Raw genomic sequence first — 13,757 nt, forward strand, 5'->3', positions numbered from 1 at the left:
TTCGCATCCACCAGATAAGTGGAGTTGAAGGTTTTTGTTTGAGCTAACGTTCGCTTGTTTATTTACGTTTATAAAACAACCTGGAAATCCCAACCCCAATGGCCCCAAGCCCGATAAACAGGATTGCCCGAATAGCGGTAGACACATCAGGTAGATCAATGAAAATGATTTTGAGGAGGGTTACAAACAGGAACAGGATGCCGATTAGATTTGCCTTTGCTTTTCGGACAAACAGTCCCGCGACAATGAGGAGCACAGCATATATTGCCCAAACACCAGAGAGAATGAGATGTTGATAATCACCACTCAGCCCCTTCGTTAAGGCATTCGTTAATTGAGAGACGAAGACGAGGAGCAGAATAAATCCCATCCATAGCAAAAGCAGAGAGATTCGCGCCGGTACATGGCCTTCTCGGGCAGAGGCCGAAGAGCGAAAGAAAGCATATAGGCCAGAAGTGGTAGCCACGAGCACAAACCAAGCAAAAGTTTCATGTGATCCGATATCATGGATTGGATGAGTGAGAACGAACAGCATGCCGATGAAATAGGTGAGGGCTCCGCTGATTTGTTGCAGCCTGCTTTGGAAATGGACACCCAGACAGAGTGCGATGCCTCCTTCAACTAGCAGTGCTGATCCAGCATGGTCGGCATGCAGGACGAAAATCAGCCATAAGAAGATGCTGAACGTTGCGATGGAGAGCTGCACGGAGAAGGCCAGCTTTTGCCGATAAAGCCAGAAGGAAGTGCCGATGTATACAAGCGACCACAGAGCCAGCATCCACTCGTAGAGGAGCCTATCGCTGTCCGCAGTGCCGTACAGACCGTATGTCCAGGCTGCGACGAGGCCAAAGCTTAGGAACAACGTGATGCGCTGTCCAATTCGGCTGTCTTCCGAGCGCAGAAGCGCAATGCCGAAGAGGAGCAGATGCTGCAAGATGATCACAGTGAGCAGTGCAGGCTTGTCACTCGCCGCATGGCTGAGCAAGGTTGAAATGATCAGAGGCAGATGAAGGACGCCAAATGCGGTGAAATAAGCACCTCGGAAGGCGTAGCGCAAGGATAATAACATCATAGCCATGGAAAAGAGACCTTCATAGCCAGCAAAAACCCACATATTCGGATGCGACGAGTCGACCATGAACGGGACGAGATAACCTGCAAGCAGCGTGATAATCATGAGGGCTTGTGAACGGTGGCGAATCGCTGTAAACACACTAGCAGTTATAGAAAGAATGTATAGTACAAAAGCAAGCCAGGAGGGGATCAGCTCAAACAGCATATGAGCTGCAAAAAGCGATAAGATCAGCACCCCACTTGCTCCGCCTAGCAGCACTTGCCCTAGTGCTGTGCGTTTGCGCTTCAATTGCGCTTCCCCTTGCCAATACATGAGACCTGCAGCGGCAACTCCGAGTAAGCAGCGCACGGGTTCGGTAATGATGCCGGCACTTACGGCTGCTGTAAACCCCCAGAGGACGCCAAGCAGGAAGACGATGATAAAAATGCGCGGCAGCCAGACGCGGGCGATCAAGTGCTCCCAATCTCTTGGGGGAGCAGGTTCTGCGGCGGGAATCAACAATTCCTGCTGGCGGGTAGGGTGTGGAGCTGGCTGGGAATGCTCCGCTACAGGAGTTGGCGTGTCTGAGCGTTGAGATCCTGAAGTCGTTTTTCGGTCAAGCGCATGGTCCAGTAACTGTTCGAGCTGTTTTACTTTCTTTTCCAATGCGGCTACTCGCATTTCTAGATCCATAATAGCCCCCTTTGTGGTGCGCATTTTAGGTATGTTTTTCCATCACATTCTATGTTAACATGGGCCTGGTAAGACGTGTAGGCTGACAGAAAAAATAAAAGCGGGACAACTATGCTACAATAGTCATAAACACGAATAGGATATTAGGAGATGAACCATCATGAGTAAGGAATTAAACGAACAAGAGCTTATCCAATTTATCGTAGAGAAATCGCAAGCAGATGCCAAACAAATTCAGCTCGTACTGAAATATGAGAAAGCTTATATCCTTAAAGCCGAAGAAAATGCCAAAGGGGAAGTGGACATCGACAGTGACGATTTGATCGATCATATTCTAAGCAGGCCGGATGTGAAATTGACGGAGCTGGCGGTTGACACTATTTTGGAAGCAGAAATGGCTTACTTGATGAAACATGGATTAGCCGGATATATGGATTAATGAAATGAGACGATGCAGGGGATTTCTCCGGTGATCGTCTTTTTTTATTTATATTAATCTGAAAGTTAATTGAATAACATGTATTGACAGGGAATGAGCTTAGGATGATAATAGTCTTAGTTATATTGGACTTATTTAATTAACTTATTAATTAACTTTATGGAGGTAGCGTTACCCATGACGAATCAACCACGAGCCGATTACCCAAGGCCACAATTTGTACGAGACAGCTGGATGAACCTGAATGGCGAATGGGAATTTGAATTTGATGATGATCGTGTAGGCAGCAGAGAGAAGTGGCATTTAGGTAATAAAGCGTTATCCAAAACGATTCAAGTGCCTTTCGCTTTTCAGAGTAAGCTAAGTGGCATTGGCAGCAATGAGTTTCATGATGTTGTATGGTATCGCAGGGATTTGGTGATTCCGGATTCATTTGCCAATAAGCGGATTTTGCTCCACTTTGGGGCTGTTGATTATGATGCATCCGTATGGGTGAACGGCACTTTGGTTGCGACGCATGAGGGTGGACATACGCCGTTTCACGCGGACATTACCGATGCACTTCAAGAAGGTACGAATAAATTAGTTGTCAAAGCCGTTGATTACAGCAAAGACGTGACGCTGCCTAGAGGCAAGCAGTACTGGCTTTCGGATTCAGCGAGCATTTTCTATACAAGAACTACGGGTATTTGGCAAACCGTATGGATCGAAGCGGTAAGCGCTGATGCGTATTTAAATAAAGTCAGAATTACGCCGGACATTGACAATAAGCAGGTGGAATTACAATTTTTCATCGAAGCTGCCAAAGCGCATGAGAAGCAGCAGGTGAAGGTTGAAATTTCTTTTAAGGGCAAGCCTGTTTCCGAGGACACCTATTTGTTGAAAGACAGCGTTGGAACAAGAACAGTTCGTTTGAATGATTTTAATGATCATGGACTTGGCGGCTGGTGGACACCGGAGCGTCCGAATTTGTACGACGTTACCTTCACACTGCTCGTTGATGAACAAGCTGTTGACCAAGTGACGAGCTATTTCGGTATGCGTAAAGTTTCGATCGAGAATGGTAAGCTTTGTCTCAATAACCGTCCATATTTCTTGAAAATGGTGCTGGATCAAGGTTATTTCCCAGATGGAAATTTGACGCCGCCAAGTGATGAGGCGATCAAACAGGATGTCGAGCTGACGAAAGCAATGGGCTTTAATGGCGCCCGTAAACATCAGAAGCTGGAAGATCCTAGATATCTGTACTGGTGTGACCAGCTCGGACTTGTTGTCTGGAGCGAAGCGGCAAATGCTTACGAATATACGGAAAAATATGTAGAACGGTTTACCAAAGAGTGGCAAGCATCTGTCGATCGCGATTATAACCATCCTTCCATCATTGCCTGGGTCCCTTTGAATGAAAGCTGGGGAGTTCCTAATATCCAGATTGATAAAAGGCAGCAGCAGCATGCGCTAACGATGTATCATTTGACCAAATCGCTTGATCCGATGCGTCCTGTCATCTCGAATGATGGTTGGGAATTGGTGAAAACAGACTTATTCGCGATTCATGATTATGAATGGCGGGAAGAGGTTTTGACAGAGCGTTATAGCTCCAAAGAGAAGGCCGTTCATGCGATGCCGGCTAATCGCCGCCTGTTTGTTGAAGGTTTCCCTTATGAGAATCAGCCGATTCTTGTTACTGAGTTTGGCGGGATTGCATACAAGAAAAGCGATTGGGAGGGCTGGGGTTACTCAGGTGCAGAGAACGATGAAGAATACGAGCAGAAGCTGCGTGCCGTCATTCGTCCACTTCTGAACTCCGGCGTTGTTCAAGGATATTGCTATACGCAATTAACGGACGTGGAACAGGAAATCAACGGCTTGCTCACTTATGATCGGAAACCGAAAATTCCGGTTGAACTGATTAAAGCGATCAATGACCGTAAATAAAAAAGAGTCGGGGCAGTTAGATGCCCCGGCTTTTTTTATTTAGTGGGGTTTTCAAGGAACTACAGTCCGCTATTTCTCAGAAAAGGCATGTATTTTATGGGCAAGGGGAACTACAGTCCTCTATTTTGCCTATTTCTTCTGAAAAACGCACCATGGAGGAGAAATAAGAGTCTGTAGTTCCGTTCAAAAGGTAAACTGCTCATTTTTCTCGAAATAGCGAACTCCAGATCCCTTATGTGAATCCTTAATCCCTTATTTATTCCTCGGCTTCCTCGATCCGAATGACAACTTCATTGGAGAGCGCCGTTCCTGTATGAACAGGTTCGTTAACCTGGTACACATATTTGGCAGCGGCTCTTAGCGGAATGCGTTTGGCATTCGGCCGAAGAATAATTGTCGCTGAATAGGTAATCTCAGTGGTGTCTTGAGGCGAGATGACTCCAAGTGATAAAGGCTGTGAGGAACCAAAAGACTGATTCATCTGAGTGCCATTGATTCGCAGAGTGCCGGAGTTCAACGTTGTCAATGGAGAAATCCAATCGTGCAGATAAACACTGCCTGCAGCAAGATTGCCTGTATTGGATACTTGCACTCTGTAATGGATAGTGGACCCAGGCTCCGCTATTAAAGGATTGGTAAATATTAAGATAGTTACAATTGGCCGTAGTAATTGGACACTTACGGTATTAGAGAGCACATAATCGGAGACAACCCGATCATCCGGCAGACGGAAATTATATAACACATCGGCATGGCTGGTAAGCTGGGTCTGCTCGGCAGAAATCGCAACGGCGTTGACGGTAACTTGGAATGTGACGACCATTTGGCTATTTAGCGGCAATTGCTCCATATAAACGGAGCTTGTTAACAGTGAGTTGCCAGAAGAAGCCCCATTCACCATCAAGCTTCCCAGCACATAGGAGCTGCCCTCGGGAATGAAATCGGACAGCCAGATTTCAACAGCAATATTACCTGTGTTTGAAATGAATAAGGTATAGGTCAAGGTATCGCCCAAAGTAGCCTTTGGCTGCAGGACGGTCTCGACGACCGTAATCGCAGGATCGTACACTTCCAATGAAATGGAATTGGAAGTCATTTGTTGTTTGTAGTCTTCGAGTTGCAGGATAAGCTCAGCATCATTCACGATTCGTCCGGATGAGGGAGCTTGGGTAACGGTTACTTGGAACTGTAGAGATGCATCAGCATGAGGAGGCAGCTCGCTTAGTGAAATGCCATCCTCGGGATTCGCTGACGGGTAAGAAGTGTGCCCGATTTTTACGTTGCCCGCAACGAAACGAACGCCGGCTGGCAGCCGATCCACAAGACGCATTTTGTTAATCGTATAGCTTCCTTCGTTCTTGATGGTGAACAGAAACGTGACGGTATCACCAACAAACGTATAGGCTTTATCCGCTTGTTTCTTAAAGCTGATTTTCGTTTCCTCGAAAGGAATGATGACGGTATTGGATTTGGAGCTCCCCGTCGCTGATCTTCCTCCTGATGTATGGAAGGTATAGGTTGCAGTCGCTTGATTTCTTAGCTGCGAAGAAGGTTGAAGCACGATGACTTGAAAGTTTGCTTCGATGTGCTGACCAATATGAATCGTCCCCACATAGATACCCTTATCGGGTTTGGCCATAGGCATGGGGACGCCATCCACAATGACGCTGTTAGGAACCAGCGAAGTCCCGTCCGGCATGGAGTCAAAAAGGGTAACTTGTGCATCCAAGTTACCCTTATTGGCTATTGTCAAGGTGTAAGTCACAATCTGACCGAGCGCGGCTTCCGACGTATTCGCCTTCTTCCGTATCGTAATGACGGGACCAACCACAGGAGTATCTACGGTGTTCGAATAGGCGTGGCTGGTCAAGTTACCTGAACTGAAACGGACGACGGATTGATTAATTAAATGTTTGGGAGGTTGGGATTCGGCCGTCATACGACCGTCACCTCGAATGTCACAGTGACAGATCCTCCGGCCGGAATCGTGCCGAGCGGAACTCCTGTACCTGGGTTCTGGCCTGGTCTAAGGTCGTCATTAACCGTTACACTGTCTGCGACAAATACAGTTCCAGTCGGGATTGGATCCGTAAGAACAACGCTGCTGACAGCAGCTATACCGCTATTGGTGACAATGACAGTGTACGTAATCGTATCGCCAACGATCGCATCGATAACATCAGAGCTTTTCGCCACTCTAACATCTGGTGAGGAAACTGGAATCACGAGCGTGTTAGAAGCAACGGAGCCTGACAGCACCCGTCCAGCTGGTGGCGAGTAGGTGTAGTTGGCGGTCGCTGTGTTCACTAATTGCTGTGGTGACGGCAAGGATTCTACCGTGACGGCAAGCGATATTTTCACAGTAACCGTATCGCCTGGAGGGATTACTCCAGCATTGATGCCGTTTGTTGGATTGACGCCAGGTCGAAGTTGGCCGTTGACAATTACGCTGTTAGGGACAAACTCAGCTCCTGCCGGAATGGTATCGAACACCGTTGCAACGGCTGGCAGATTCCCGGAATTGTGAAGGTTAAGCGTGTAAACGATCGTATCACCGACCGTTGCATTGGTTGTATTTGCACTCTTGATGAGAGCGATAATCGGTTGATAAACCGGCACGATGACCGTATTGGAGAAGGCTGATGCGGCGAGGGCGCCGCTTGTAAAGCTGACAGACGATTGATTCGTAAGCAGCCCGGATACCGGCAGGGCCGTAACGGTGACTCTGAAAGAGAGTGCAACGGTCATGTTCGGCAAAATGGTGCCAAGTGCAATCCCTTGGGTCGGATCAGCGGAAGATACCGGATTATTATCGATTATAACGCTGCCTGGAACGAAGCTTGTGGAACCAGGAAGCTGATCAAAAAATTGAACATTATTGATGGGCGATATACCGCTATTAGTTACATTGGCGAAATAAGTAATCGTATCGCCGACTACTGCATCGGTGGCAGGTGTTGATTTAACGATAGCAACATTCGGAGCGGAAACCGGAATGGTCACGGTATTGGAATCCGTTGAGCCCGTAATGACCCGACCACCATCTGGCGGACTAAAGCTAAAGTTAGCCGTAGCGGTATTTGTTAATACCTGCGGATTCGGCTGCGAAGTAATGAGAACAGCAAATGTTACCGTGTTAGGAACTCCTGGTTGAGCAGTGAAAGGAATACCATTAGTAGGATTAGCACCAGGTTGCGTGTTACCGTTTAGCACGACAGAGTTTGGTTGGAAAATGGCCCCATTAGGGATTGGATCAACAAGTGATACACTAGCCGCGTAGTTTCCGGAATTGCCCACATTTACCGTATAAATAATGAGATCGCCGATTGTTGCATTGGTTGAACTTGCCGTTTTGGCTGCGGCAAGAATAGGTTGATAAACCGGTGTTGTAATGGTGTTGGAGAATGCAACCGCCGAGAGGGCACCGGAGGTAAAGCTGACAATACCTTGGTTATTTAACTGTGCAGGATCAGGCAACGCAACCACTCTGACATTAAAGGTGATCGTAACCGTTCCTCCAGGAGCTATCGTACCCAGCGCAATTCCGGATATTGGATTTGGCGGAACAGGCGGTGTTGGCGCTCCGACAATGACGACGCTGCCTGGAATAAACGCTAATCCGGATGGCAACGGATCAGAGAAAACAACATTGTTAACAGGCGCAATCCCATTGTTCATAATGACAATCATGTACGGAATAATATCACCTACGACGGCACCCGTCACGGTTGTGCTCTTCGAAACTTTGACGTCAGGCGAAGACACGGAAATTGTTACGGTATTCGACGTGGCGGAGCGGTTGAACGATCGGCCGTCCGGCAGGGTGAAAGTGAAAGCAGCCGTTCCTGTATTGGATAAAACCTGTGGATTCGGCAGAGTATCAATCACGACAGAGAAAGAAACTGGAATCGTGGTACCTGGCTGCACAGAACCGAGATCAATGCCCGTTGAGGGATCTATCCCTGGAGCGGGCGTCCTTCCAACGAATACGCTGTTTGGTTGAAAGGAGGTTCCGGCAGGAATCGTATCCGTAAGAATGGCAGATGCCGCATAGTTGCCTGTGTTAGAGACATTCAGCGAGTAAACGATGGTGTCCCCGACTGTTGCATTTGAAATGCTTCCAGCTTTGAGAACACCGATGACAGGTTGGTAAACGGGTGTTGTTATAGCATTTGAGAAGGTTGTGCTAGAGAGTGCACCCGATGTGAAGGTTACGGCCGATTGGTTCGTTAATTGTTCCGGAGTCGGTACAGAGGTAACAAGCACATTGAAAATCACCGTGACCGTTGCTCCAACCGCAATTGTGCCTAGCTGAACGCCTGTAGCCGGGTTCGGAGGAACAACCGGCGGTGGAGCGCCGATGATGACGACACTGCCCGTAACAAACGTGCCACCCGCAGGAATTTGATCCGTGAATATAACATTGTTGACGGGGGCAATTCCGCTATTCATAATGGTCGTGCTGTACGTAATTGTATCGCCTACGGTTAAAGAGGTGGAAGATGTGCTTTTCGTTACAGTTACGTTTGGCGAAGAAACCGGGAACGAAACTGTATTCGATGTAACCGCACGTGTGATGACACGGTCATCCGACGTAGTGAACGTGTATGTAGCCGTTGCGATGTTGCTGATCGTTTGTGGACTAGGCAAAGTTTCAATCAGCACTGAAAAGCTTACTGTCTTAAGTGTTCCAGGCGCGATGGAACCAGCATTAATCCCGGCTATAGGATTTGAGCCAGCCTGAGGGAATCCATCGACTTGCGCACTGTTCTCCACAAAAGAAGTTCCTGCAGGAATCGTATCTGTGACAATGACATCCCCGGCCAGGTTACCTGTATTCGACACAACGATGCTGTATAGAACGGTGTCGCCGACTGTTGCACTGGTTGTGTTGGCTGTCTTGACCGCCTTGATATCCGGTTGGATAACAGGCGTTATGACATCATTGGAAGAGGAAGAGCCTGAGAAAGATCCAGACGTAAAGCTGACGGAAGATTGGTTAATGATTTGTGGCGTTGGCATTGTGATTTTCACCTCAAAAGTCACGGTAACCGGGTCGTTAGGAGCCAGAGTACCGATTGGAATACCGGTCGACGGATTGGTATTCGGCAACGAAATGCCGTCCACAATGACGCTTCCGGGAATAAATGAAGTGCTCGGATCGGCAATGCTCGTAAGAATCACATTGTTGACGTTCGCAACACCTTGGTTGGTGATGACGATAGTATAGGTGACGGTATCTCCTTGAACAGCTGAACTGACATTGCTGGTTGTCATCACCGTCACATTAGGAGCTGAAACAGGAATGGTAACCGTGTTTGAAATGCCGGATCCAGAGAGCGTTCGGTCGTCTGAAAGCGTAAATGTGTAGGATGCACCCGCCTGATCGACCAACTGCTGCGGAGTTGGCAGGGAAGTTACCGTTGCTTCGAAAGTAACAATTTTCGTTGCGCCAACTGCAAGTGTGCCGAGCGGAATACCGCTCACAGGATCAAAGCCTGGAAGAGGCGCGTCATTAATGATGACGCTGTTCACGATAAACGTAGTGCCTGCGGGAATGTTATCTGTTAACGTCACGTCGGCAGGGGAACTGCCGGTATTGCCCACCTCCAGTTTGTAAACAACAATATCGCCGAGAACTGCCAGCGTCAGATTGGAGCTTTTGACAATGGATAAGATAGGCTGCTGAATCTGAGTGATAACGCTGTTCGAGAAGGCAGCTCCAGAGAAGACGCCGGAGGTAAAGCTGACACTGGCGTGATTCTCAGCCTGAGCTGGCGTGGGGACCGAAGTTACGGTTGCCCGGAATATGACCTGTGTTGTGACGCCGGCCGCAATGGTGCCGATAGAAAAGCCTGTATTCGGGTCGGCTGCAGATCTAGGCACACCGTCTATCGTCACGCTTCCTGCTTGGAACGTAACACCGGCAGGCAGTGAATCCTGCAAGGTGACGCTGCTTACTTGAACAATGCTGGTGTTCGTAATATTAAGTGTGTAAATAAGTGTTTCACCGATAGCGGCATAGGCAAGGTTGACTGATTTGTTTAAGACGACATTGGGGGCGGATACGGGAATATCGGTCGTGTTTGAAGCGGCGCTGCCGGTTAACGTGCGTCCATCCGGTGGCTGGTACGTGTAATTTGCCGTTGCTTGATTTTGAAGCCTTGGAGGAGACGGCAGGTTCTGCACAATGACCTGAAACGTAATCTCACTCGTGCCTGAGGGCGGGATAGATCCTACCGGAATACCGACAGCAGGATTGGCGCTCGGACTGGCAACGCCATTTATTGTAACACTGCCTGCCACAAACGTAGTGGATGGCGATATCGTATCCACGACCGTTGGTATAACAGCGATATTACCTTGGTTGCGAACCAGAAGTGTGTAGGTTAAGGTTCCCCCTACGGTGACGTTGGTGCTATTCACACTCTTGGTCACAGAGACAACAGCCTGAAACACGGGTGTCGTAACTGTGTTGGTTAAGGTGGTTCCAGCAAATGTACCAGAACTGTAAGAAATAGAAGCTTGGTTACTTAATTGCGCAGGAGAGGGCAAGGAAACGACGTTGACCTGGAAGGCGACGATCACCGAGCCGCCAGCAGCTATAGTACCTACAGCGATGCCGCCGCCAGGAGCTGAAGTTGGCCTCGAACTCCCTCCAACGAGGACGGTGCCGGGTACAAAAGTCGCGCCTTGGGGAATCGCATCCGTGAGAATGACATTCGTCACACTTTCTACGCCTGAATTCGTAATCACCGTACTGTATGTAAAGGTATCTCCGACAACCGCGTCGATCACGTTAGCGCTTTTGACGGCACCAACGCTTGGCAAACGGACGGGAATAGTCACCGTATTGGAGCCAGCCGTTCCCGAGATTGTGCGACCGTCAGGCGGTTGAAACGTGTAAGTACTATTCGCCGTATTTACAAGCTGCGGTGGAGATGGGAGCGAATTAATCAGTACATCAAAGGTGACCGTTGCTGTTCCGCCAGCTGCAACTGTGCCTATGTTTACACCTGTGACAGGATTGGCGCCAGGAACGGTGACGCCATTCACTTTGAAGCTGTTAGCGACGAAGGACGTTCCCGCTGGTATGTTATCGGTAACTGTCATTAATGCGGCTCGATTCCCCGTGTTAGCTATTTGCAAGGTATAGGTTACCGTGCTCCCGACAGAACCGTTCGTCGTACTCGCAGATTTCACAATCGCGATCTTCGGTGAATAAACCGTAGTTGTTACGGTATTCGATGGTATCACACCTGAAATCACACTACCGCCTGCAACGCTTTGGAATGTGAAAGCGGCATTCGCTGTATTCCCGAGCGTTTGTGGATCGGGAAGGCTTGTGACCATAGCTCTGTAAGAAACAGTGATCGATGAGCCAAAAGCAAGGGAACCTAGAGGTGCACCTGTTGTAATATCGAAGGTTGGTCGTGACACGCCAGCTACGATGACGCTGCCAGGTATAAAGGTTGATCCGGCGGGTAAGGCGTCGGATAATACGATACTTGCGGCGCTGGCCGTACCCGTATTGGTGGTCGTTACCGTGTAAATGATGATATCGCCTACGACCGTTCCTGGCACACTTGCACTTTTGGTCACACCAATCTTTGGGGCGTTAATATCGACTTGAATGCCGTTGGCATTGACCACATAGGCATCCCCGGAAGTTGTCAGTTGCAGGATGGCGGAAGATTGATTGTTCGTTAACCGTGCGGAGACATCAACGTTCGTAATGTCCCAGCCTTGACGGCCTCCGCTAATATTCGATCCGGGAGCTCCATTGATTTGGTTGAGTGAGCCGAACGTCCCTGTTGTGTTAAGCGTTCCTGCATCGTTATTGATCTGTGAGGCAAAGAAGTTAGCAGCAAAGTTATTCGGTCCGGATAATGCGACGAGTGAGGCCGTTGTGGGTCCAAACAACGCCTGATCCCCAGTTCGGTTGGCATCCCCCTCCTGGGCGCTGAAAAGCGCTCTACCGCCTAATGCTCCTGTTACCGGTGTAGCAAATCCGGTAATTGTGGTGTTCACAGGAGGGGAGGTAGACTGGACGAGTACGGCTCCAACGCGTAATGACATGTTCCTGAAAGGCAGGTTCGTATTCTGGTAGATAACGGCCAGCGTCCAACCGCAATGGTTGGCTGTTGGATCACCGGTAATGACGATCGTACCAGGCACGCTTCCTACGGTGTAAGTACCCCCCATCCCTTGCTGCACCTGAGTCGTGACATTGGCTGTGCGCACATAGCCGAATGCACCACTGCCCAAGTTAAACTCATTTTTCGTTGCATTATCAGGTGTGATGCTAAATGTTGCTGCTGATGTCGTAAACGAAACCGGATTGTTGATCACAGCGCTCAGGTCAATATTGCCGTTGATATAAGATCCGCCCCAGATCAGCTCTGCATAAAGTACGGTACTTCCAGCAGGAATTGTGAGAATGGCAGCTGAGCTATTCGAGGTGTAGAGATTGGTTGTACCTGCGGGATACGTTCCGAACTTAAGCAGCGTATTCACGGTTGTAAATGCGCCGATGCTGTCTTGTGTTCCCGGTTGGCCTATCGTATCGGAGCGGCTTAGGCCAAGTGTGTTTCCGGTGAACGTGATCGCGCCAGTCGCGTTGAGTGTGGACCTGACGACGAGAGCTATGATCGTCACCCCCTAGATTTTGAACCGTTCGTTCGTTAGATAGCTGAAGGAAGTTTACTGTGATGGCTGGTGAATTTAGGCCGATGGTTACATGGTATGACCTGAAATAGAAAACATGATCAGAAATTATACAGATTTGTAAGGCGGTCTAAATTATAACTGCTTCCTTGAGCTGCGAGGGATTGTTTTGGTTGGTTTAACAGGCTTATGGCTATAAAAGTCCAGGGCTGGCGGGTTATATGGCACATGCGATTCTTGCAGGGCGGCATCCACGGCTATTGACGGGGCAGGTTGTCTTAACGCTTCGGCCCACTGGGGTTCACGGTACTGCTGATTGCACATCCATAGCCATTCGTCGATAGAGAGCTCTTTTTTGACAACAACGAATTGATACATGATTTCACTCACGACATTCGGCTGAAGCTGGAGCAACAAGTCAAGTTCATCCTGCTCATACAGCGGGGGGCTAAAGGGAGATTCGTAGAAAAATTCCATTTTCAGCAGCCGGAAATCAAAAGGAACGGAGTTGCCCGTATAGCTGGGGACGAGGGGACTAAGCGGACTGCCTGGCGGCTGATGGAAATGATTGGTGAAATAACGCGGCGTATATTCATCAAATTTTTGCTTAAGATGGGGATTGGACATATGGCGGAAATGATGAGCGTACGGGGACAGGATACAGACGATCGCTTTGTGGACACAAATCCGGTGCAGCTCGGACATGACTGCTAGGAGATCGTTCACATAGGGCAGACTGCGGCTTGCCATGACAAATTCAACGGAATGATCAGGCAGCGGAATACCGTCATTGATATCACAAACCATGTCCACTTCCGGGCCGCCAATACGATCTATTCCGTAAAAATGCCTGTGTTTATGCTCGCCGCATCCCAGATCAACTTTCATGTAGGCCTCTCCTCTCAAATGAGTAATACTGTGATCCTACAGTGTATGGCCAAGTTTCTCACGAGAAACTGCTGTTGCCTA

6 protein-coding genes are annotated in these 13,757 nt (G+C 48.7%); 2 read left to right on the forward strand and 4 right to left on the reverse strand.

Annotated features, from left to right (window positions below; translation table 11 throughout):
• Positions 1-58: 58 nt before the first annotated feature.
• On the reverse strand, positions 59-1,747 hold the full coding sequence (locus tag AC58VC_RS14015) for a DUF2339 domain-containing protein (protein ID WP_497369370.1): 1,689 nt from the start codon (positions 1,745-1,747) through the stop codon (positions 59-61).
• Between the two features lie 160 nt (positions 1,748-1,907).
• Here AC58VC_RS14015 and AC58VC_RS14020 point away from each other — a divergent pair, with 160 nt between their 5' ends.
• Positions 1,908-2,186, forward strand: coding sequence for a hypothetical protein (locus tag AC58VC_RS14020; protein ID WP_497369371.1), 279 nt, complete (start codon positions 1,908-1,910; stop codon positions 2,184-2,186).
• A gap of 177 nt (positions 2,187-2,363) precedes the next feature.
• Positions 2,364-4,121 carry a glycoside hydrolase family 2 protein gene (locus tag AC58VC_RS14025; RefSeq protein ID WP_497369372.1) on the forward strand — a complete coding sequence of 586 codons (1,758 nt, stop codon included), beginning with the start codon at positions 2,364-2,366 and terminating at the stop codon, positions 4,119-4,121.
• Between the two features lie 256 nt (positions 4,122-4,377).
• Here the strand turns inward: AC58VC_RS14025 and AC58VC_RS14030 are convergent, their stop codons facing one another.
• The 3 genes from AC58VC_RS14030 to AC58VC_RS14040 all read right to left on the reverse strand — a co-directional run bounded on the left by AC58VC_RS14030 (position 4,378) and on the right by AC58VC_RS14040 (position 13,676).
• On the reverse strand, positions 4,378-6,060 hold the full coding sequence (locus AC58VC_RS14030; protein WP_497369373.1) for a hypothetical protein: 1,683 nt from the start codon (positions 6,058-6,060) through the stop codon (positions 4,378-4,380).
• Positions 6,057-12,770: a DUF7507 domain-containing protein gene (locus AC58VC_RS14035; protein WP_497369803.1), complete on the reverse strand. Its 6,714-nt coding sequence runs from the start codon at positions 12,768-12,770 to the stop codon at positions 6,057-6,059. Before AC58VC_RS14035 ends, AC58VC_RS14030 begins: the two co-directional genes overlap by 4 nt.
• A 153-nt stretch (positions 12,771-12,923) precedes the next feature.
• The gene (locus tag AC58VC_RS14040; RefSeq protein ID WP_497369374.1) at positions 12,924-13,676 is read right to left on the reverse strand and encodes a hypothetical protein; all 753 of its coding nucleotides are present in this window, start codon (positions 13,674-13,676) and stop codon (positions 12,924-12,926) included.
• Between the last annotated feature and the right edge of the window lie 81 nt (positions 13,677-13,757).

The organism is Paenibacillus sp. J22R67, from assembly GCF_059692175.1.